This is a genomic window from Achromobacter xylosoxidans (assembly GCF_014490035.1).
GTDB lineage: Bacteria > Pseudomonadota > Gammaproteobacteria > Burkholderiales > Burkholderiaceae_B > Achromobacter > Achromobacter bronchisepticus_A.
In genome coordinates this window covers 526051-547474 of sequence record NZ_CP061008.1, presented here as the reverse complement: position 1 = coordinate 547474, position 21424 = coordinate 526051, and the positions used below count along the sequence as shown (strand labels likewise).

General features: G+C 67.4%; 22 protein-coding genes. 19 read left to right on the top strand and 3 right to left on the bottom strand.

Annotated features, from left to right (window positions below; genetic code table 11):
• The first annotated feature begins 85 nt into the window (after window positions 1-85).
• Window positions 86-739, top strand: coding sequence for a carbonic anhydrase (locus IAG39_RS02600; RefSeq protein WP_054455866.1), 654 nt, complete (start codon window positions 86-88; stop codon window positions 737-739).
• 20 nt (window positions 740-759) lie between these two features.
• Here the strand turns inward: IAG39_RS02600 and IAG39_RS02595 are convergent, their stop codons facing one another.
• Window positions 760-1437 (bottom strand): GntR family transcriptional regulator, encoded by a 678-nt coding sequence (locus IAG39_RS02595; protein WP_013391284.1) that lies wholly within the window; start codon window positions 1435-1437, stop codon window positions 760-762.
• A 205-nt stretch (window positions 1438-1642) separates the two neighbouring features.
• Here IAG39_RS02595 and IAG39_RS02590 point away from each other — a divergent pair, with 205 nt between their 5' ends.
• The 11 genes from IAG39_RS02590 (at window position 1643) to IAG39_RS02540 (ending at window position 11728) form a co-directional block, all read left to right on the top strand.
• Window positions 1643-2437, top strand: a complete 795-nt coding sequence (locus IAG39_RS02590) for an SDR family NAD(P)-dependent oxidoreductase (protein ID WP_059377540.1) — start codon at window positions 1643-1645, stop codon at window positions 2435-2437.
• An 83-nt stretch (window positions 2438-2520) separates the two neighbouring features.
• A complete protein-coding gene (locus tag IAG39_RS02585) occupies window positions 2521-3735 on the top strand; it encodes an ABC transporter substrate-binding protein (protein WP_059377537.1) in 1215 nt (404 codons plus the stop codon).
• Window positions 3736-3802: 67 nt separating this feature from the next.
• Window positions 3803-4705 carry a branched-chain amino acid ABC transporter permease gene (locus IAG39_RS02580; RefSeq protein WP_059377535.1) on the top strand — a complete coding sequence of 301 codons (903 nt, stop codon included), beginning with the start codon at window positions 3803-3805 and terminating at the stop codon, window positions 4703-4705.
• The gene (locus IAG39_RS02575) at window positions 4702-5700 is read left to right on the top strand and encodes a branched-chain amino acid ABC transporter permease (RefSeq protein WP_059377534.1); all 999 of its coding nucleotides are present in this window, start codon (window positions 4702-4704) and stop codon (window positions 5698-5700) included. The genes IAG39_RS02580 and IAG39_RS02575 overlap by 4 nt, the downstream gene beginning before the upstream one ends.
• A complete protein-coding gene (locus IAG39_RS02570) occupies window positions 5697-6461 on the top strand; it encodes an ABC transporter ATP-binding protein (RefSeq protein ID WP_059377532.1) in 765 nt (254 codons plus the stop codon). Before IAG39_RS02575 ends, IAG39_RS02570 begins: the two co-directional genes overlap by 4 nt.
• Window positions 6454-7173, top strand: a complete 720-nt coding sequence (locus IAG39_RS02565; protein ID WP_059377529.1) for an ABC transporter ATP-binding protein — start codon at window positions 6454-6456, stop codon at window positions 7171-7173. Before IAG39_RS02570 ends, IAG39_RS02565 begins: the two co-directional genes overlap by 8 nt.
• Before the next feature lie 19 nt (window positions 7174-7192).
• Window positions 7193-7945 (top strand): SDR family NAD(P)-dependent oxidoreductase, encoded by a 753-nt coding sequence (locus IAG39_RS02560; protein WP_118933630.1) that lies wholly within the window; start codon window positions 7193-7195, stop codon window positions 7943-7945.
• Window positions 7946-7954: 9 nt separating this feature from the next.
• The gene (locus IAG39_RS02555; RefSeq protein WP_059377524.1) at window positions 7955-8683 is read left to right on the top strand and encodes an SDR family NAD(P)-dependent oxidoreductase; all 729 of its coding nucleotides are present in this window, start codon (window positions 7955-7957) and stop codon (window positions 8681-8683) included.
• Between the two features lie 5 nt (window positions 8684-8688).
• Window positions 8689-10395, top strand: coding sequence for an FAD-dependent oxidoreductase (locus IAG39_RS02550; protein ID WP_118933629.1), 1707 nt, complete (start codon window positions 8689-8691; stop codon window positions 10393-10395).
• 25 nt (window positions 10396-10420) lie between these two features.
• Window positions 10421-11020, top strand: a complete 600-nt coding sequence (locus IAG39_RS02545; protein ID WP_059377518.1) for a glutathione S-transferase — start codon at window positions 10421-10423, stop codon at window positions 11018-11020.
• Window positions 11021-11221: 201 nt separating this feature from the next.
• The gene (locus IAG39_RS02540; protein WP_118933628.1) at window positions 11222-11728 is read left to right on the top strand and encodes a hypothetical protein; all 507 of its coding nucleotides are present in this window, start codon (window positions 11222-11224) and stop codon (window positions 11726-11728) included.
• 60 nt (window positions 11729-11788) lie between these two features.
• On the opposite strand, the gene IAG39_RS02535 is transcribed toward IAG39_RS02540, so the two are convergent.
• The gene (locus tag IAG39_RS02535) at window positions 11789-13126 is read right to left on the bottom strand and encodes a DUF3100 domain-containing protein (protein WP_059377512.1); all 1338 of its coding nucleotides are present in this window, start codon (window positions 13124-13126) and stop codon (window positions 11789-11791) included.
• Window positions 13127-13418: 292 nt separating this feature from the next.
• Between IAG39_RS02535 and IAG39_RS02530 the strand changes: the two genes are divergently transcribed.
• The 4 genes from IAG39_RS02530 to IAG39_RS02515 all read left to right on the top strand — a co-directional run bounded on the left by IAG39_RS02530 (window position 13419) and on the right by IAG39_RS02515 (window position 17234).
• Window positions 13419-14354, top strand: a complete 936-nt coding sequence (locus IAG39_RS02530) for a LysR family transcriptional regulator (RefSeq protein ID WP_059377510.1) — start codon at window positions 13419-13421, stop codon at window positions 14352-14354.
• A gap of 74 nt (window positions 14355-14428) precedes the next feature.
• Window positions 14429-14620: a DUF2970 domain-containing protein gene (locus IAG39_RS02525; RefSeq protein ID WP_059377509.1), complete on the top strand. Its 192-nt coding sequence runs from the start codon at window positions 14429-14431 to the stop codon at window positions 14618-14620.
• A 333-nt stretch (window positions 14621-14953) separates the two neighbouring features.
• On the top strand, window positions 14954-16696 hold the full coding sequence (locus IAG39_RS02520; RefSeq protein ID WP_059377508.1) for a nitrite/sulfite reductase: 1743 nt from the start codon (window positions 14954-14956) through the stop codon (window positions 16694-16696).
• Window positions 16689-17234: a DUF934 domain-containing protein gene (locus IAG39_RS02515; protein ID WP_118933626.1), complete on the top strand. Its 546-nt coding sequence runs from the start codon at window positions 16689-16691 to the stop codon at window positions 17232-17234. The genes IAG39_RS02520 and IAG39_RS02515 overlap by 8 nt, the downstream gene beginning before the upstream one ends.
• Here IAG39_RS02515 and IAG39_RS02510 read toward each other — a convergent pair.
• The gene (locus IAG39_RS02510) at window positions 17231-18028 is read right to left on the bottom strand and encodes an IclR family transcriptional regulator (RefSeq protein WP_059377503.1); all 798 of its coding nucleotides are present in this window, start codon (window positions 18026-18028) and stop codon (window positions 17231-17233) included. The genes IAG39_RS02515 and IAG39_RS02510 overlap by 4 nt on opposite strands.
• Before the next feature lie 102 nt (window positions 18029-18130).
• Here IAG39_RS02510 and IAG39_RS02505 point away from each other — a divergent pair, with 102 nt between their 5' ends.
• From IAG39_RS02505 to IAG39_RS02495, 3 genes are read left to right on the top strand one after another with little or no spacing between them, the layout of a single operon-like run.
• Window positions 18131-19114, top strand: coding sequence for a Bug family tripartite tricarboxylate transporter substrate binding protein (locus IAG39_RS02505; protein ID WP_118933625.1), 984 nt, complete (start codon window positions 18131-18133; stop codon window positions 19112-19114).
• Between the two features lie 10 nt (window positions 19115-19124).
• Window positions 19125-20642 carry a class I adenylate-forming enzyme family protein gene (locus tag IAG39_RS02500; RefSeq protein ID WP_118933624.1) on the top strand — a complete coding sequence of 506 codons (1518 nt, stop codon included), beginning with the start codon at window positions 19125-19127 and terminating at the stop codon, window positions 20640-20642.
• The gene (locus IAG39_RS02495) at window positions 20639-21424 is read left to right on the top strand and encodes a citryl-CoA lyase (RefSeq protein ID WP_118933623.1); all 786 of its coding nucleotides are present in this window, start codon (window positions 20639-20641) and stop codon (window positions 21422-21424) included. The genes IAG39_RS02500 and IAG39_RS02495 overlap by 4 nt, the downstream gene beginning before the upstream one ends.

The following is a 21424-nucleotide window of genomic DNA, read 5'->3' as shown; positions in this document are numbered from 1 at the left end:
ATAAAAGGGGCTTCCACACGAAGCCCCTTGTTGCGTGCGCCGACACGCCAGCACGCCTGGCTCCAGCTACGAGGAAGAAAAGATCATGTTTCCAAAAAGACTTACCGAAGGCTATCAATCTTTCCTGGGGGGCCGTTTCCCTTCGGAAAGCAGCCGATACCAGAAGCTGGCCGAATCGGGACAAAACCCGGAAATCCTGATCATCGGGTGCTGCGACTCCCGCGTGTCGCCCGAAGTCATCTTCGATGCCGGCCCCGGCGAGATGTTCGTCGTGCGCAACGTCGCGAACCTGGTCCCGCCCTGTGACCCTGACTCGGAATCCTCGTACCACGGCACCAGCGCCGCGATCGAATTCGCGGTCAACGGCCTGAACGTCAAGCACATCGTGGTGCTGGGCCATGCCTCCTGCGGCGGCATCCGCTCCTTCTTCGACGACGCCAAGCCGCTGACCAAGGGCGATTTCATCGGCAAGTGGATGTCGCAGATCGAGCCCGTGGCCGAACGCCTGGGCCCCGGCACCGGCGACCGCCAGGCCAACCTGAAGCGTCTGGAACTGGCCGTGGTCGAGCACAGCCTGAACAACCTGATGACCTTCCCGTCCATCCGCCGCCGCGTGGAAAAGGGCGAACTGGAACTGCACGGCACCTACTTCGGCGTGGCCACCGGCCTGCTGTACCTGCGCGACCCCGCCACCGGCGAATTCAATCCCTGCCTCGAGGCGCCTGCGGCCGCGGCCTGAGGTTGGAGCGCGGGCGTGCCTTACACCCGGTACGCCTGCGCCAGCCTTTCGTAGTTGTTCTTCAGGATGATGCCCGCGTAGTACACGTGTTCGCGCATCAGATCCTCGGCCCGCGCACCGTCGCGGGCGATGATCGCATTGACGATGCGGTGATGGTCGTCATGCGACCGCAGGATGATGCCGTGGTCTTCCCACAGGATGATCCGGTCCGAGGCGTAGGGAATCGCCTGCGCCTGCGTCGCGAAGCGCCGCACCCAGGGGTTGCCCGCCGCTTCCAGGATGCCGTTGTGCAAGGTGATGTTCACCTGCTGGTACGGCAGATGGTCCTCGGCCAGCAACACGCCCTTGCCCAGTATCCGGTCGCCTTCGTCCAGGCAATTCTTCAGCACCGCCACGGCATCGTTCGATAGCCCGCGCAAGGCCGCCTGGCGGCAGGCCAGCCCTTCCAGCGCCGCCCGCACCTCATAGGCCGCCACGATTTCGCCGATGTCATAAGCGCGCACCGTGTAGCCGCGCTTGGGCAGATGCTCCAGCAGACCTTCATTGCCCAGCGTCGCCAGCGCCGCGCGCACCGGCGTGCGCGACACCCCCAGTTTTTCCGCCAGCGGGATTTCTTCCAGGCGGGCGCCGGGGCTGAACTTGCCGTGCAGCACCCAGTCCCGCAGCGTGTCGGTAACGTGTTGAGATAGCGTGTCCATAGCCACATTGTATACATGAAGAATACATAGGGGCGCCAGGCACCGCATGGGTTTTCGGAGAATCTCCGTAAAACACGATGTATATCAAGCAACACCTCGGGTAATCACCTATACCTGACACCCACCCATGTATACATAATCGCAAAAAATTCAAACCAGCGGCTCGGTCGCGCCCCAGGCGGACAGCACGCCACCAGGAGACAAAATGTCCAATGTATCCACGCCGGCCGGCACAGGCCCGGCTCCCCGTCTTGCGCTCGTCACGGGCGGCGGCGGCGGCATAGGCGCCCGCATCTGCCAAGAACTGGCCAGCGCCGGCTTGCGCGTCGTGGTCTCGGACGTGGACGCCGGGCGCGCCCGCCGCGTGGCCGACGAACTGGGCGCGCCGCACGCGTCGCACGCCTTCGACGTCAGCGACGAGTCCTCGGTCGAGAACGCGTTCGAACAGATCGAAGCGCAGCATGGCCCCATCGCCGTGCTCGTCAGCGCCGCCGGCCTGCTGCTGTTCCAGGAAAACGGCGAACGTCCGCTCATCAAGGACACCTCGCTGGACATCTGGGAACGCAGCTTCGCCGTGAACGCCCGCGGCGTGTTCCTGTGCGGCCGCGCCTACCTGCGCCGGCGCGAGGCCGCGCCGCTGGCACATGGCCGCATCGTCACGTTCACCTCGGTTGCGGCACAGTTGGGCGGCTACCGCTCCAGCGCCTCATACATCGCGGCCAAGTCCGCGGTGCTGGGCCTGACCAAGGCCATGGCGCGCGAATCCGCTCATCTGGGCGTCACGGTCAACGGCATCGCGCCGGGCCTCATCGACACCGACATGCTGCGCAGCACCGTCACCAGCAGCGGCGCGCTCGCTGCCGCCGCGCAAGCCATTCCGCTGGGCCGCATCGGCACCGTGGACGACGTGGCCGCCGCCGTGCGCTTCCTGGCGTCGGAGGAAGCCGGCTACATCACCGGCAGCGTCATCGACGTCAACGGCGGCTACCGCATGCAGTAAGGCATTCCGGCGGCCAGGCCGGCAACGCAGCAAAGCGCCCCACCCAAACAAAGGCGCGCATCAAAAAAGAACGGGAGACAAAGATGAAGAAAAGCAGTCGCTACGCAGCCGCCGCCGCGCTATGCGCATGGGCGCTGAGCACGGGCGCGCAGGCCCAGCAGGAACCGGGCATCACCGACAAGACCATCAAGATCGGTCTGTTCGCGCCCTTGTCCGGCAGCGGCATGGCCTACGGCTTTGACGTGCTGAACGCCGCCAAGATGTGGTACGCCAAGGTCAACAAGGAAGGCGGCGTGCACGGCCGCCAGATCGAACTGGTGATCGAGGACGACCGCTGCAACGCCAACGACCTGGTCGCCGCGGTGAAGAAGCTGAACGAGCAGGACAAGGTGTTCCTGCTGAACGGCGGCTCCTGCTCGGCCGCGGTGGTGGCCTCGCGCGAATACGTGGAGCGCGAGAAGGTGCCCCTGGTCATGCTCAACGCCTCGGGCGACGGCGCGCTGTATCCGCCGTCCAAGTACATCTATGGCGCCTTCTCCATTTCCCAGCACGCCGTGGGCGGCTCGATGGTGCAGTTCGCCGCCGAGCACCTGAAGGCCAAGAAGATCGGCTACATCAACCATGACGACGCCTACGGCGGCTGGAACCTGGAAGCCGCGCAGGCCCAGGTCAAGCAGCTGGGCGACCCATCGCTGCAAGTTCAGTCGGTGAACCCGAACATCACCGACGTGACCGCGCCCATGCTGAAGATCCGCGCCGCCAACGCCGACGTGCTGCTGCTGACGACCTACGCCCGCCCCGCCGCGCTCATCATCAAGAAGGCGCAGGAACTGGGCTGGAACAAGCCCATCGTCCTGGCGGTGAACGGCACCGCCGACCTGAAGCAGCTGGTCGAGAACGTGGGCAACAAGGACGCCTTCAAGAACGTCTACATCCAGGAAGTGCTGTCCGACGTGCCGGGCGGCGCCAAGCTGACCTGGGTGTATGACATGTACAAGCAGGCCTACCCCGACCTGGCCGCCAAGCCGGGCCACCCGCAGACCTACATGCCTTACGGCCTGCCGCCCGCGATGGCGGTGGTCAACGCGCTCAAGGCCGCCGGCCCCCAGCCCACCCGCGAGAAGGTGCTGCAGGCGCTGGAAACCATGAAGTTCGACTCCGGCGTCATGGCCGGTCCGATCGAATTCGGCCCGAACGACCGCGCGGCGCAGGAATCCGCCATCTACATCAAGTTCGACGGCACCAACATGTCGCTCGTGCCTGGCGCCTTCAAGAGCGTCTGGCAGTACCAGAAGTAAACCAGCGGCCCGCCATGGGCCTGGCCCGCGCGTTGGCGCAGCAGCGCGCGGGCTGCCGGAGAACATCATGAGCTTTGCCGATATCTGGCTGTTCCTGCAGCAGGGGGTGCTGTCGGGACTGGTGACGGGCAGCGTGTACGCGCTGCTGGCGGTCGCCGTAGTCATCATTTTCAAGACCACCGACGTGCCCAATTTCGCCCAGGGCGAGATCTTCATGGTCGGCGGCTACATCGCCCTGTTCCTCACCCTGGTGATGGGCTGGCCCTATCTCGTCGTCATTCCCATCACGCTCGCCGCCGTGGCCGTCCTGTCCGGCCTGTTCCAGCGCGTCGTGATGGAACGCGTCATCGCCTCCAAGGGCGTGGGCGTGCAGATGGTGATCGCCACGCTGGGCCTGGCCTATGCGCTCAAGGGTCTGGTGCGCCAGACCGGCCTGGGCGACACGCCGCGCTCGCTGCCGCCGCTGGCCTCGACCGACGCCATCATCATCGGCGACGCGGTGCTGACCCAGCTGGACCTGGTGATCTTCGCGGTCGCAGTGGCGGTGATGCTGCTGCTGTTCGGCATGTTCACCTATACCCGGGTCGGCCGCGCCATGCGCGCCGTGGGCATGAATCCCAAGGCCGCCCGCCTGGTGGGCGTGAACCTGACCCGCATCCGCATGCTGGTGTGGGCCCTGGCCGGCTTGATATCGGCGGTCGCGGCGCTGCTCATCACGCCCAAGATCCTGATCACGCCCGACATCGGCCACATCGCCATCCTGGCCTACGCCGCGGCCATCGTGGGCGGCATCACCAGCCTGCCTGGAGCGGTGGTGGGCGGCTTCGTGATCGGCGTGGCCGAGAACCTGGTGGGGCTGTTCATTTCTACCAATGCCATCGTGGTCGCGCCCTTCGTGGCCATCATGGTCGTGCTGCTGCTGCGTCCGCAAGGGCTCCTGGGCGGCAAACTGCAGGTGAAGAAAGTATGAGCAAGAAAATCGACCATGCGCTGCTGGCGCTGATGGCCATCGTGCTGGCGATCCTGCCTTTCGCGGCCAGCGGCTATGTCATCTATGTGGTGAACCTGCTGATGGTGTTCGTGGTGCTGGCGCTGGGCCTGCACCTGGTCATCGGCGAAACCGGACAGTTCGCGCTCTCGCACGCGGCCTTCTACGGCGTGGGCATCTATACCGCCGGCCTCATCAACAACCTGTGGCATCCGCCCTTCTTCATTTCCATCATCGCGGGCGGGCTGCTGGCAGCCGCGCTGGGCTATGTGATCGGCGCGCTGGCGCTGCGCATGCGCGACATCTACCTGGCGCTGTCCACCTTCGCCTTCGGCGAGGCGATGCAGTGGGTGTTCCTGAACTGGCAATCGGTCACCAATGGCTCGAACGGCTTCCGGATCTCGCCGGCCACGCTGTTCGGCTATGAACTGGTGTCGGACGCGAAGGCCTATCCCTTCGTGGTGCTGATCGCCGCGCTACTGCTGTGGGCCACCGTCGCCCTTTCCCGTTCGCAGCTGGGTTCGGCGTTTCGCGCCGTGCGCGAGAGCGACGTGGCGGCCCAGGCCATGGGTGTGAACGTCAACGCCATCAAGCGCACGGCCTTCACGCTTTCCGCGGCCTACGCCGGCATCGCGGGCGGCATGTACACGACCTTCGCTTCCTTCATCCACCCTGAGAGCCTGGGCTTCCAGACCACCATCCTGATCCTGACGATGGTGGTGGTCGGCGGCATCGGTTCGGTGCGCGGCGCCATCGCGGGCGCGCTGGCCTTCGGCCTGATCTCCGAGCTGCTGCGCCAGGCGTTGTCGTTCCAGGAAATCATCTACGGCGTCATCCTGATGGGCTTCATGATGTTCGCGCCCAAGGGCCTGTTCGCAGGCCGCGGCGCGCGCGGACGGGCTCCGGCGCCGGCCGCGCCCTTGCCTTCCGCCACGCGCCCGGCCGCGGCCAAACCGACCCAAAGGAGCGCCGCATGAGCAGCCATCCCTATCTGGACGTGCAAGGCCTGACCGTCAAGTTCGGCGGCCTCACCGCCATCAACGGCCTGTCCATGCAAGTGGAGCGCGGCCGCATCCATGCGCTGATCGGCCCCAACGGGGCCGGCAAGTCCACCACCTTCAATTGCATCTCGCGCTACTACCGTCCCAGCAGCGGCAGCATCTTGTTCGACGGCGCCGACATCACCCGCAAGAAGCCGCACGAAATGGCGGCGCTGGGCGTGGCGCGCACCTTCCAGAACCTGGAGCTGTTCGGCGCGCTGAGCGTGCGCGAAAACGCCCTGCTGGGCACCTATGCGCATGGCGCCAATAGCCCAGGCAAGCTGCTGCGCCCCGCGGCCGCGCAGACGCGCGAGCGCGTCGAACACCTGCTGGAGCGCGTCGGGCTGGCCGACTTCCTGGACACGCCGGCGTGCAGCCTGGACTTCGGCCGCCAAAAGATGCTGGAGCTGGCGCGCGCCCTGGCCATATCGCCCAAGCTGCTGTTGCTGGACGAGCCCGCGGCCGGCCTGCGCAACCGCGAAATCGAAACGCTGGACCGCCTGCTGACGGAGCTGTGCGAACGCGACGGCATCACGGTGCTGCTGGTGGAACACGTCATGCAGCTGGTGATGTCGATCTCGCATCGCATCACCGTCATGTCCTTTGGCGAGAAGATCGCCGAAGGCACGCCCGCTCAGGTGCGCAGCAACCCGCGGGTCATTGAAGCCTATCTGGGCAAGGGAGCCGCCGGTGGCTGATCATCTGCTTGAAGTCGACGCGGTATCGGCCGCCTACGGCAATATCCGCGCCCTGCAGGACGTATCGCTGAAAGTGCCGCAGGGCGCCATCGTGGCGCTGCTGGGCGCCAACGGCGCGGGCAAGTCCACCACGCTGAACGTGATCTCGCGCCTGGTGGCGCCCACCGCGGGCAGCGTGCGCTTTGCGGGCGAACCCATACACCGCCTGGCAGCGGACGCCATCGTCGGGCGCGGCATCGTGCAGGTGCCGGAGGGCCGCGAGATCTTCCGCGACATGAGCGTGCGCGAGAACCTGGAGATGGGCGCCTACCTGCGCACCGACCGGGGCGCGGTGCGGCAGGACCTGGACATGGTGTGCGACACCTTCCCGCGCCTGCGCGAACGCTACGAACAAAAGGCCGCGACGCTGTCCGGCGGCGAACAGCAGATGCTGGCCACGGGCCGCGCCATGATGGCGCGCCCGCGCATGATCCTGCTGGACGAACCGTCCATGGGCCTGTCGCCGCTGGTGGTCGAACAGATCTTCGACATCGTGCTGCGGCTGAACCGCGAGCAAGGCATCACCATCCTGCTGGTGGAGCAGAACGTAAAGCTTGCGCTGTCGGTGTCCAGCTACGCGTACATCCTCGAAAACGGCGAGATCGCGCTGGAAGGCGAGTCCGCCGCGCTCGCCAGCGACGAAGGCGTGCAGCGCGCCTATCTGGGCGCCTGAAGCGCCGAAAGGACCGACCATGATATCGATGCAAGACAAGCGGGTGCTCGTCACGGGCGCGGGCCGCGGCCTGGGCGCGGCCATCGCGCAGGGCTTCGCCAGGCAAGGCGCGGCCGTGATCGTCGCCGACGTGGACGCCGCACTGGCCGCCGCCACCGTGCAGGCCATCCGCGCCGCGGGCGGCAAGGCCGCGGACGCGGTGCTGGACGTGACGGATGCCGCCGCCGTGCGCGACTTTGCGCAACGGTCCGCCACCGAACACGGCAATCTGGACATCCTGATCAACAACGCCGGGATATCGGCGCGCGCCCCGTTCGACGATCCCAAGACGCCCGAGATCTGGGAACGCCTGATGAGCGTGAACCTGCAGGGCACGTTCAACGTCACGCACGCCTTCGCCGAACAGTTGAAGGCCACGCGCGGCGCCATCGTCAACCTGTGCTCCATCGTGGCCTACGGCTGCAGCATCTCGACCGCGGGCTACGTGGTGTCCAAGGGCGGCGTGCGCTCGTTCACCGAGGTGCTGGCGCGCGACCTGGCGCCGCACGGCGTGCGCGTGAACGCCGTGGCGCCCGGCCTGATGGAAACCGAGATGACGGCGGGCCAGCGCGCGCAGGCGCAGGGCACGGATTGGTACATGCAGCGCGCCCCCATGGCGCGCGCGGGACGGGCCGACGAGATCGTGGGTCCGGTTCTTTTCCTGGCCTCGGACATGGCCAGCTACGTGAACGGCGTGGTGCTGCCCGTGGACGGCGGCTACCTGGCCGTGTGAGGAAACATCATGAATCAGGGCACGGCATTGGTCACGGGCGGCGCCAGCGGCATGGGTCTTGCCATCGTGGAACGGCTGGCGCGCGACGGTTTTCGCGTCGTGATGGCCGACCGCAACGCGGAACTGGCCGCGAAAGAGGCCGAGTCGCTACGGGCGCAAGGGCTGGACGTGGAACACCGCGTGGTGGACCTGACGGACGAAGCCGCCACCCGCGCGTTGGCCCGGTCGCTCGCGCCGCTGGCCGCATTGGTCAACAACGCGGGGCTGTTCGACGAACGCAAGTTCTTTGAAGTGGGCAGCGCCGACTACCGCCGCGCCTTTGACGTCAACCTGCTGGCGGTGGCGACCTTGACGCAGGAGGCCGCGCGCGACATGGCGCCGGGCGCCAAGATCGTCAACATCGCCTCGCGCGCCTACCTGGGTGCAAAGAATCATCCGCACTACGTGGCCTCGAAAGCGGCCTTGGTCGGCTACACGCGGGCCTCGGCCATGGAACTGGCCCCGCGCGGCATCCTGGTCAATGCCATCGCCCCCGGGCTCATCGATACACCGCTCTTGCGCAACCTCACGCCCGAACGCCTTGCGGCCCAACTGGCCCTGCAGCCCACCGGCCGCGCCGGCCAGCCGCAAGACATCGCCTATGCCGTGTCCTTCCTGGCCGCGCCGCACATGGACTTCATCACCGGCCAGGTCATCTTCGTGGACGGCGGCAAATCGCTGGGCGGATCGGGAGCATAGGCAGCATGGAAGGCATTACTTGGGACAAGGAAGTCGACGCGCTGGTGGTCGGCTCGGGCGCGGGCGGCATGGCCGCGGCCCTGACGGCGCGCGAGGAAGGACTGGACGTGCTGCTGGTGGAAAAGACCGGCCGCATCGGCGGCTCAACCGCGATCTCCGGCGGCGCGCTGTGGATACCGCTGAACGCGCAGACGGACGCCGCCGGCCATCCGGACAGCTACGAGAAGGTCTGGACCTATCTGGAACAAACCGTGGGTGCGGCGGCGCCCGACGACATGAAGCGCGCCTACCTCGAAGCCGGACCGCGCATGATGGATTACCTGGTGTCGCGCGGCATCCTGGACCTGGCCGCGCGCACCGCCTCGCCCGATTACTACCCCGACCTGCCCGGCGCCGCGATGGGCGGGCGCTCGCTCGACCCGCTGGAGTTCGACGGCCGCAAGCTCGGCCGCGACTTCCGCATGCTGCGCGATCCCCTGAAGGAATTCACGGTGCTGGGCGGCATGATGGTCAACATCACCGATGTGCGTCATCTGCTGCGCGCCACGCGTTCATTTGCGGCCTGGCGTCACAGCATGAAGCTGGTGCTGCGCTATGCCGCCGACCGTGCGCGCGGCTATCACCGCGGCACCCGGCTGCTGCTGGGCAATGCGCTGGCCGCGCAGCTGTTCCACGGCATGCTGGCGCGCAGGATCGAGTACTGGCTGGACACACCCGCGCTGGCGTTGCACCGCGACGCGGCGGGCCGCGTGCAGGGCGTCGCGGTCCGGCGTAACGGCAAGACGCTGAACATCCGCGCGCGCCGCGGCGTGGTGATGGCCACGGGCGGCTTTCCCTGGGATCCGGCGCGCCGCGCGCAGAGCTATCCCCAGCCCACCGGTCTGTGGTCCATGTCGCCGCGGGACAACGCGGGCGACGGCATCCGCCTGTCCGAAGCCGCCGGCGCCGCGCTCGGCTCGGGCCACGCCAGCCCCGCGTTCTGGGCCCCGGTCTCACTGCTGGAATCCGCGGACGGCAAACCCCTGCATTACCCGCACCTGGTGTGGGACCGGGCCAAGCCGGGCCTCATCGCGGTCAATGGCGCGGGCCAGCGCTTCGTGAACGAATCGGCCTCATACCACGAGTTCGTGCAGGCCATGTATCGCAGCCATGGCACGACGCCCAGCATTCCCGCCTTCCTGATCTGCGACCAGCGCTTCATCGACACCTGGGGCCTGGGCCTGGCGCTGCCGGGGGGCCGGCCGCGCCAACATCTGATCGACGCCGGCTATCTGCTGCAAGCCGGCACGCTGGCGGCGCTGGCGGCCCGGCTGGGCGTGCCCGCCGATGCGCTGCAGGCCACGGTGGAACGCTACAACGCCCACGCGGCCCAAGGCCAGGATCCGGATTTCGGCAAGGGATCGACCGCCTACAACCGTTACCTGGGCGATCCGGAACACGCTCCCAATCCCTGCCTCGCGCCGCTGGCCGCGGGTCCCTACTACGCGGTCAAGGTCTATCCCGGCGACATCGGCACCGCTTGCGGCATCGCCGCCAATCCGCATGCCCAGGCCCTGGACGGCGCGGGCGCGCCCATTGCTGGCCTCTACGTGGCCGGCAACGACATGCAGTCGGTGATGGGCGGCGCCTATCCCGGCCCCGGCATCACACTCGGTCCCGCCCTGACCTTCGGCTGGATCGCTGGACAACATCTGGCCCATGCACAACACTGACGCCTCTCCACCGACAAGGATCCTCATGAAAATCTTCTACTCGCCCGCCTCGCCCTTCGTGCGCAAATGCATGGTCATCGCCCATGAGCTCGGCCTGGCCGACCGCATCGAGAAGCTGCCGAGCGCGGCTGGCCCCGTCGCCCGCGACCAGACCATCATCCCCAGCAACCCGCTGGGCCAGGTGCCCACCTTCATCACCGATGACGGCCAGACGCTGTACGACAGCCGCGTGGTCTGCGAATACCTGAACGAGCTGGGCGGCGGTTCGCTGTTCCCGGCCGGCAAGACGCGCTGGCAGGTGCTGACGGAACAATCCATGGCCGACGGCATGCTGGGCGCGGCGCTGCTGGCCCGCTACGAAACCGTGCTGCGTCCGGAAGCGCTGCGCTGGGACGGCTGGGTCGAGGGCCAACTGGGCAAGGTCCGCGACGGCCTCGCGCTGGTGGAAAAGAACGCCGCCGCGCTGGCTGGCCGCCTGGACATCGGCACCATCACCATCGGTTGCGCGCTGGGCTATCTGGACTTCCGCTTCCCCGACCTGGACTGGCGCGCCGGCCACCCCGCCACCGCCGCCTGGTACGAAACCTTCAGCCAACGTCCGTCCATGCAGGCCACCAAGCCCTGACCCGGTTTGGGCAGGCGCAGGGCCGGGAGAACCCGCCGGGCTCCCTGGCCATCACCTGCCTTGGTACGGCGCGGCCCCGAGCAGCGTCGCTAGGCCCCTGACGCGTGCAGGGGCCTTTTTTTTCGCCCGCATCGCCCCCAGCTGTTACAGTGAAGTCGGCAGGCGGGCCGATCCGCCGGCCATCACCAGAAGAGGCCCAGCATGAACGTCGCTGCGATCTCCGCCATCCACCGGGCTGACGCGCCCTATCCCGCGCGCTCCGCCGCGCTGGACACCGCCCGCGCATTTCCCGAAACCCAACGCGTGGCCCATGTCCACGCGGCCCGGGCTGCGGCCGCCGGCCACGCGGCGCAAGCCGGCCGCGAACGCGCCAGCCTGCCATTGCCGCTGACCTCCTTCGACGCCTCGAACGCGGACGCGCTGCGCGACCTGCACGCGGCATCGCGCATGCGCCGCGCCGTTGAGGACTTCACCGCGCAGCCCGACCCCGTGGCCCAGCGCGCCGGCTCCGCCAACGACCTGGGCACGATCGAAGGCCTGATGCCATTGCAGGCCTATCGCCTCGCCATGGGTAATCCGCAAGTCCAGGAACTGCAGACCGCCGTGGCCATGAAGGCGGCGGGCCTGGGCGTTCCCAAGGTCGCCAACATCGGCGCGACCGAGAACGTCACGGACAACGCGCGCTACCGGCCGGGTTTCGCGCCCTGACCAAAAAAAACCGCCTGACAAAAAGCATCAGGCGGTTCTTGATTCGGGAACGGGCCGCGATCAGTGGAAGAATTCCGCGATCATGGTCGCACCCAGGAAGGTGCCGGCGTTGGCGGCCAGGGACACCACCACGATCTTCCAGCCCAGCTTGCGGAACGCCGGCAGGTCCTTCAGGATCGACAGGCCGGCCATGGCCAGGATCACGGTCGTGAACGGCAGGAAATTCACCTTGCCGACCATCGCGATGATCTGGTCCGAGTACGGCAGCACGCCGGGGCAGCCCGCGGTCATGGCGATCAGCGACAGCACGAACACGGCCGGCAGCTTGGGCACCACGCGCAGCACCAGGTCGGTAATGACGACCAGCAGGATGATGATGCCCATACCCGGCAAGGCGTCGGCGAACGGCACGTTGTAGCCCAGGCGGTTGCCCACCAGCGCGAACAGGCCGCAGATGACATAGGCGGTCAGGCGGTCGCCGAAGCCCATCTTGACGCCGTGCGCCGGCGCATCCTGCGTGACCTCGTCATCAGCGGCGGCGGTCTCGGCCTTGCCGCGCGAGAAGCGGCCCAGCACGGGCTCCAGCTTGCCATACAGGAAGATGGTGGTCGGCAGCGAGATGAAGAGCGTGAAGTACACGCCCACCACGGTGGTCAGCAGGTTGGCGGCGGCGGCCAGCGCGGCCACCTGGTGCGCGACTTCGGGCGTCTGCTGGGATGCGATCGCGCCGACACCTGCGGCCATCATGCTGCCCGAGCCCACGCCGGCGCCCATGGCGAGCGAGCGCGGATCGAAGATGTTCAGGCTGGTGATGAAGCCGGCCATCAGGGCCACGAACAGCGCGCCGATCACGGTGCCGGTGATGTATTCGGCCATCACGCCGCGGCCTTCGGGCGAGTTCATGCCGTAGCGTTCGCCGATGATGGCCAGGCTGGGCTCGCGGCCCACCGAGAAAGTGGCGCCGATGGCCTCGCGCTTGATGCCCAGCAGCAGGGCCAGCGGCAAGCCGACGGCCATGGTGCCGAAGAAGTGGCCGAACTCCTGGAACACCAGGGCCCAGCCGGCTTCGCGCACCTGCGGCAAGGCGCCACCCACCATCAGGCCCAGCTTGGCCAGGAAGGGCAGCAGCGCGTATTGCAGATAGCCGCTGATGCGGGTCTGCATGGCGGTGTCGATGTTCAGGCCGGCCGGCATGCGCTGGCCGAAGGCGGCCACGATGGCGCCGATGAAAATCGCCCACAGCATCGGCTGCAGGATGATCTTGCCCGGCCCCACGTTGAAGGTGGCGCTGCCGATCGCTTCAGAAATGACGACCACCAGCAAAATGGCGGCGAGCATGCGGATGCGCCCGGATAGCGGCATGGAAGGCGCGGCCAGGCTTGCGCTGGCGTGAGACATCGGATTCCCCTGATGAACGTGAATAGTCGTCGTGGCTGCCCGCCGCAATCCCGGCCGGCCGGCGCCCGCAATGGGCGTCGCAGCGCGGCGGCGGCGACGGCGCGCGCAGCAGGCCCGATTTTCGCCGGCGGCCTTACGCGCAACCATGACAGGGCTGGCGCAGAAACGTTGCGTAAAATGCAACGGATAGGCTTTTCCAGGGAAAATTTTGCATGATCTCGCACCATGCAAGGGTAAACCCTAGATTGTATCTGTGGATCTGCCGCCGCACTCCCGCCACGGAGCCCTCGCCATGGACGAAAAACTCGACGCCCGCCGCACCCACTATTTCATGCAGGTCATGAGCCGCGGCTCGGTGCGCGGCGCCGCCGAAGTGCTGGACATGGACCCGTCCGCCGTCAGCCGCGCCATCGCCGCGCTGGAGCGCGATTGCGGCATCGCCCTGTTCGAGCGCCGCGGGCGCGGTGTGGTGCCGACCGACGCCGGCCATATCCTGGCGCGCTACATCAAGCGCCAGCAGGACATCCAGGAGAGCTTCTTCTCCGAGATCGACAGCCTGCGCAAGGCCGAACGGGGACACATAGACCTGGTGCTGGGCGAAGGCTTCGTGGAGCTGATGTTCGAGCGCGTGCTGCCCGGCTACTGGCGCAGCCACCCGGAGGTCACCCTGGACATCGACGTGGCGCGCACCTCCGAGATCGTGCAGCGCATCGTGGATGACCGCGCCTATATCGGACTGGTGTTCCAGCCCCCCAACGACGCCCGCCTGCGCACCCATTACTCACGGCCCGAGCCCATCCGCGCCATTGTCCGCGAGGACCACCCGCTGACCCTGCTGCGCCGTCCCCTGCTGCTGACCGATCTGGCCGACTATCCCGGCGCGTCCATGCAGGAGGGTTTCGGTGTGCGCCAGCACATCCAGGCCGCCGAAATCAGCGAACAGGTCAGGCTGCGCAACGTGCTGACCACCTCGTCCTTCAAGGCGCTGTGGCAGTTCGCCGCCGCCGGCATCGGCTACGCGCTTACGCCGCCCATCGCGGTCACGGCCGACCTGCGCGCCCAGCGCCTGGCCAGCCTGCCGCTGGCCAACCCCATCCTCAACCAGGGCAGCCTGCACGTGCTGAGCCGCGCCGGCCGCCATGTGTCCCCCGCCGCGCGCGAACTGCTGGACCACATCGTGCGCGGCATCGGCGCCCCCGCCGGTCCGGCGTCTGATACGGTCGGGTAAGGCGGATCTGCATCTGTCTCCGCGGACGGCGCCGGCCTACATTTGCAGCATCGCCACGACGCCAGGAGGTCTACATGCTCAGTTTCTTGCGCACGGTCAAATCCGTGCTGTGGGGATTCTTCGGCGTGCGCCGCGGGCGGGGCTACGATGCCGACATCGCCAACAACAAGCCGGCGCCATTGATATTGACCGGGCTGCTGATGGCGGCCTGTCTGGTGGTCATCCTGGTCGTGGTAGCGAAGTGGGCGGTGAACGCGGCGTTGTAAATCGGCTGTTGAATCGACTGTCCCACAAGAATTGCCGTCCCGCCGCCGGGCCGTCCCAAGGCGGGACAGCCCCCTCGGGGGGCAGCAAGCGCGCGTCAGCGTGGGGGTATACATCGGCCGTCCCGCCGCCGGGCCGCCCCAAGGCGGGACAGCCCCCTCGGGGGGCAGCAAGCCCGCAAAGCGGGCGCAGCGTGGGGGCCCCATTATCTTATTACCAGAATGACTTAGACGGTCGCCATAGCTGCCTGTTACGGTTATGAACCCCTTTCCCCTGCCGCATTGCGCCAGGCGAGCGCAAGGGCTCAGACCGAGAAGACTTCAAGGGCAGTAGACATGTACGTGTATGACCCCGTCGACCAGCAGCTCGTCGAGCAACGCGTGGCGCAATTCTCCGACCAGACGCGCCGCTTCCTCGATGGCCAACTAACGGAAGATGAATTCCGCGTTTTGCGCCTGCAGAACGGCCTGTACATCCAGCGCCACGCGCCCATGCTGCGCGTCGCCATTCCCTACGGCATCCTGGCGTCGCGCCAATTGCGCACGCTGGCGCACATTGCCCGCAAATGGGACCGCGGCTACGGCCATTTCAGCACCCGCCAGAACATCCAGTTCAACTGGCCCAAGCTGGAAGACGTGCCGGCCATCCTGGCCGAACTCGCCACGGTGCAGATGCACGCCATCCAGACCAGCGGCAACTGCATCCGCAACACCACCACCGACCACTTCGCCGGCGTCGCGCCGGACGAACTGGTGGATCCGCTGGTGTGGTGCGAGATCATCCGCCAGTGGTCCACGCTGCATCCCGAATTTGCCTTCCTGCCGCGCAAGTTCAAGATCGCGGTCAGCGGCGCGGTGCAGGACCGCGCGGCCGTGGGCGTGCACGACATCGGCCTGCAAGCCGTCGAACGCGACGGCAAGCTGGGCTTCCGGGTCTGGGTCGGCGGCGGTTTGGGCCGCACGCCCATCGTCGGCAAGCTGATCAACCCCTTCGTCGAATGGCAGGACCTGCTGACCTATCTGCAGGCCGCGCTGCGGGTCTACAACCTGCACGGCCGCCGCGACAACAAGTACAAGGCGCGCATCAAGATCCTCGTCAAGGACCTGACGCCGGAAGTCTACGCGCAACAGGTGGACGAACAGTGGCAGCTCATCAAGGGCGGCCCCGACACCATCACCCAGGAATTCGTCGACAGCATCAAGGCCCGCTTCGTCTGGCCGCAATACGACGCCACCGCCGCGCAGGACGTGGACAACACCGCCGCGCTGGCCGCCGCCGATCCGCGCTTTGCGCGCTGGCTGCGCACCAACGTGCATCCGCACAAGGTAGCCGGCTATGCCGCGGTCACCGTGTCGCTCAAGCCCACCGGCGTGCCGCCGGGCGATATCACCGCCGACCAGATGGACGCGGTGGCCGACCTGGCCGACGACTACGGCTTCGGCGAGCTGCGCGTCTCGCACGAGCAGAACCTGATCCTGGCCGACGTGCGCCGCGCGCGCCTGCATGAACTCTGGACCACGTTGCAGGCGCTGAACCTGGCCACGCCCAACATCGGGCTGCTGACCAACATCATCGCCTGTCCGGGCGGGGATTTCTGCGCGCTGGCCAATGCCGTCTCCATCCCCGTGGCCGAAGCCATCCAGCGCCAGTTCGACAACCTCGACTATCTCTTCGAGATCGGCGAGCTGGACCTGAACATCTCGGGCTGCATCAACTCCTGCGGCCACCATCACGTGGGCCATATCGGCATTCTTGGCGTCGATAAGGCCGGCGAGGAGTGGTATCAGGTCACCATAGGCGGCCGCCAGAACGGCGCCGCCAAGCCGCTGCCCGACATCGAATCCACGCGCGGCGGCGGCGCCGCCATCGGCCGCATCATCGGCCCGTCATTCGCGCGCGAGCAGGTCGCGGGCGTGGTGGACCGCCTGATCCGCACTTACCTGGGCCTGCGCGACAGCGAAGAGGAACGCTTCATCGACGTGGTAGACCGGGTCGGCATCGATCCCTTCAAGCAGGACGTCTACTCCGATCCCGCCTTCGCCAAACCCGCGCAGCAAGCCGAGGCCGCCCATGTCTGAAATCTATCCGCACGACGCCCCCGGCCCGCACCTGATCCGCAACGGCCGCCTGGAAGCGGACGCCTCGCGCGTCTTCACGCCTGAACCCGAGGTTCCCGCCGAGGGCCAGGTGCCTGGCGACGCGCCGGGCTGGATCGTGCCGCTTTCCGTCTGGAAGACCTCGCGCGCCACCCTGCGCCGCCACCAGCATCCCGTCGCGGTCCTGCTCGACCCCGACGCCGATCTGCGCGACCTGGCCGAAGCCGACGGCACCCTGGACCCCGCCGGCATTGCCTTCATCGCCGTGGATTTTCCGGTCTACACCGATGGCCGCGGCTATTCGTTGGCACAGCTGCTGCGCACGCGCTACCAGTGGCAAGGTGAACTGCGCGCGGTCGGCGACGTGATGATCGACACCATCCACTACCAGGCGCGCGTTGGCTTCGACAGCTTCCTGGTCAAGCCCGGCCACGATCCGCACAAGGCCCTGGAAGCCTTCAAGACTTTCACGGTGCATTACCAGAAGACGTACCGGGTGCCGACGCCGGCAGCCGCCTAGGCCGCCGGAAACCCCGGCAACGCCCAGCGCTGCGTCCTGACCTCGTCCTGCGCCAGCTGGGCGCGGATCAGGTCGGCGATATTGCGCTGGCGCGCCGCCTGCATGCGGCTGATCAGGCTGGACACGCTGACGGCCAGGCGCGGATATCCGCCTGCATCGCACAAGGCCACGCCCACGCCCAGCACGCCGGGCACCGCCGCGTTGCCCACCACCGACCAGCCGCGTCCGCGCGTGTTCTCCACCAGGCGCCGCATCTGCGCCACCGTCATGCCGCCGTAGGCGCGCAACGCCTGCTCGTTCTGCGCAATCACCTCTTCCGACTCGTCAGGCGGCAGCGCGGCCAATAGCGCCAGCCCGGCCGCCCCCACGCCCAGCGGCTGGCGGTGCCCCACCGTAACCGCCAGCACCTGCACGGGGTAGTTGCCCACTTCACGGTGCAGGCAGAGCGAATCGTTGCCGGCGCGGCAGATGAGAAAAGCGGAATCGCCGCTGACGTCGCTGATCTGCCGCAGCACCGGCCGCAGGCTGCGCACGGCCTGCGCATGCGGATCGCCCGCCATCATCACGCCCAGCTCGGCCACGCGCCAGCGCGGCGCTTCGGACTCGCGCAGGGCGTAGCCCTCCTGAACCAGCACGTCGAGATAGCGGTAGGCCGTGGTCCGCTGCATGCCCGCCGCGCGCGCGATGTCGACCACGTGCATGCCCGCCGCCCCCGCCTGCCGCAGCACACCCAGCACGCGCAACCCGCGGCGCAACACGCGCGGCCCGGAGCCTTCGGATTCTGGTTTGTTCATTTTTTGGACAGCTTGCGTTGATGAGGCCTCTATCAAAGCCCAATATGAAGCCGGGCAGACGCAGATTTGTCCAAATATTAGACAAACAGGACGGAGACAACAATGAAGATCCAAAGCAAGCGGTGGGCCGCCGCGGCGGCCGCCCTGGGCGCGCTGCTCGCGGCCCCGGCCCTGGCGGCCAAGCCCTATCCCGAGCGTCCCGTGACGCTGGTGGTCGGCTACGCCGCCGGCGGCGCCACTGACATCGTGGCGCGCCTGATGGCGAAGTCCCTCTCGGAAGAACTGGGCCAGACTTTCGTGGTCGAGAACAAGACCGGCGCCAACAGCAACATCGGCGCGGAAATCGTCGCGCGCGCCGCGCCAGACGGCTACACGCTGTACGTCGGCTCCATCGCCAACACCATCAACCGCACGCTGTACAGCCAGCTCAACTATGACTTCGTGAAGGGCTTCGAGCCGGTGGGCCTGTTGGCGACCATTCCGAACATCCTGGTGGTCAATCCCAAGCTGCCGGTCAAGACCGTGCAGGAATACGTGGCTTACGCCAAGAAGAACCCCGGCAAGCTGACCTGCGCCTCGTCCGGCAGCGGCTCGTCCATCCACCTGTCGTGCGAACTGTTCAAGATGCAGACCGGCACCGACATCCTCCACGTGCCGTACCGCGGCAGCGGCCCGGCCGTGGCCGACTTGCTGGGCGGCCAGGTGGATTCCATGTTCGACAACCTGCCCTCGTCGCTGCCGCATGTGCAGGCGGGCAAGCTGCGCGCCATCGGCGTCACCTCGCCGCAGCGTCTGCCGTCCGCCCCCGACACGCCCACCCTGGCCGAATCCGGCTTGGCCGGCTTCGACGTGGAATCCTGGTTCGGCGTGATGGCGCCGGCGGGCACCCCCAAGCCCGTCGTCGAACGCTTGAACCAGGCCATCAACAAGGCCTTGGCCAGCCCGGCGCTGCAGGCGTCCTACCAGCAGTCCGGCTTCTACGCGCCACAGCAGCCCAACACGCCCGAAACCTACGCCAGGAAGATTGCCAGCGAGATCGACAAGTGGGGCAAGGTCGTCAAGAGCGCCAACCTCAAAGCCAACTAGGAACACCAGGATGTACCCGATAGATTTCTTCTTCCGCGCCGCCGAGCAGTATCCGGAACGCATCGCGCTGGATGGCCCCGAAGGCCAGGTCACGTACTCACGGTTGGCCGCCGACACGCGGGCGCTGGCCGCAGCCTTGCAGGACCTGGACCCGGCGCCGCAAACGCGGGTGGCGATCTGTGCCGGCAATTCCGCTCGGCACATCCTGGCGCTGCTGGCCGTGCTGGCCAGCGGCAAGGTGTGGGTGCCGCTCAACTACCGCAGCACCGAGCGCGAGATCGGGCGCATCCTGGACGCCACCGAGCCGTCCATCGTGATCGTGGACGGCATGGGCGCGCCGCTGGCGCCCGAGGCCCAGGCGCCGCAAGGCCGCCGCCACATCCATCTGGAAGACGCGGCGGCGCCGCTGGCGCTGGACGCGCTGCTGGCCCGCTGCGCCGGACGCGAACCGCAACGCCATGCGCTGCCGCGCGACGCCACCCAGGCCATCAAGTTCACCGGCGGCACCACCGGCCTGCCCAAGGGCGTGATGCAGCCTTACCACGCGTGGAATGCGGGCATCATCAACCAGATCATGAGCTGGGGCCTGACCCACGAAGACCGCTACGTCGTGGCAGCCCCCATCACGCATGGCACCGGCACCTACCTCTTGCCGGTACTGGCTTGCGGCGGCGCCCACCTGCTGCTGGACGGCGTCACGCCTGCCAGCATCACCGCCGCCTTCCGCGAACGCGGCGGCACGCTGAGCTTCATGCCGCCCACGCTGATCTACATGATCATGGCGCAACCCGGCGTCTCGCGCGCCGACTTCCCGCGCCTGCGCAACCTGATCTACGGCGGCGCGCCCATGCCCGTGGAAAAGATCGACCGGGCGCGCGACTTCTTCGGCCCGGTGCTGGGCACCACCTACGGCCAGACCGAGGCGCCGCAGATCATGACGGTGCTGCGGCCCGCCGATCTGGAAGCCCCGGAGAACCGCGCCTCGGTCGGACGCGTCACCTGGCTCAGCGACGTGGCCATCATGTCGCCCGACGGCGCGCTGCTGCCGCGCGGCGAGATCGGCGAGGTCGTGGTGCAGGGCGATCTGGTCATGTCCGGCTACTGGCGCCTGCCGGAGAAGACCGCCGAAACGGTCGTGGACGGCTGGCTGCATACCGGCGACACCGGCCTGATCGACACGCGCGGCTATCTGTTCCTGAAGGACCGGCTGCGCGATGTGATCATCACGGGCGGCTTCAACATCTACCCGGTGGACGTGGAGAACGCGCTATCCGCGCATCCCGCGGTGTACGAGTGCTCGGTGTTCGGCCTGCCCGACGACAAATGGGGCGAAGCCGTTCACGCCGCCGTGCAGTTCCATCCCGGTGCGCAGGCCAGCGCGGACGAGTTGAAGACCCACGTGCGCGCCCTGCTCGGCCCCGTGGCCACGCCCAAGCAATTCCACATCCATGACAGTCTGCCGCGCTCCAGCGTGGGCAAGGTGCTGAAAAACGCCGTGCGTGACGCGGCCCTGAAGGAGACCCCATGAAAACGCCCGAAACCCGCCTCTGCGCGCATCACCTCACCGGCATGTCCTACCGCGACGTGGATCTGGTCGAAGACCTGATCGGCAAGAAGACCTTCACCGAAGTCATGATCATGCAGATCCTGGGCCGCGAGGCGCGCCCGGTGGACCTGCGCATCGTCGACGCGGTGCTGGTCACGCTGATGGAGCATGGCTTGACGCCCAGCGCCATTGCCACGCGGTTGATCTACATGAGCGCGCCGGAAAACCTGCAGGGCGCGGTGGCGTCCGGGCTGATGGCGGTGGGCAGCCAGTTCGTCGGCACCATGGAAAACTGCTCGCGCCTGCTGGACCGCATCCGCCAGGCCGACGATGGCCGCACGGAAGCCCTGGCGATCGCCCGCGAATTCCGCGAATCGCGCAGCGCGTTGCCCGGCTTCGGACACCATCTGCACAAGCCCGACGACCCGCGCTCGATCAAGCTGCTGGCGCTGGCCGAGGCCGAACCCGACCTCAAGGGCGACTCGCTCAAGGCGCTGCGCCTGCTCGCGGCTGCGATCGACGAGACCTACGGCAGGCACATCACCATCAACGCCACCGGCGCGGTCGCGGCGCTGCTCAGCGAGATCGGCGTGCCGACCGAACTGATGCGCGGCTTCGCCGTCATCTCGCGCGCGGCCGGCCTGGTGTCGCACGTGGCCGAGGAACAGCAAAGCCCGTCCGGGCGCTACATCTGGGAAACCATCGACCACGCCATTCCCTATGTGGGCCGTGGCAAGACGCATCAGGACGCAGACCAAGCGTAA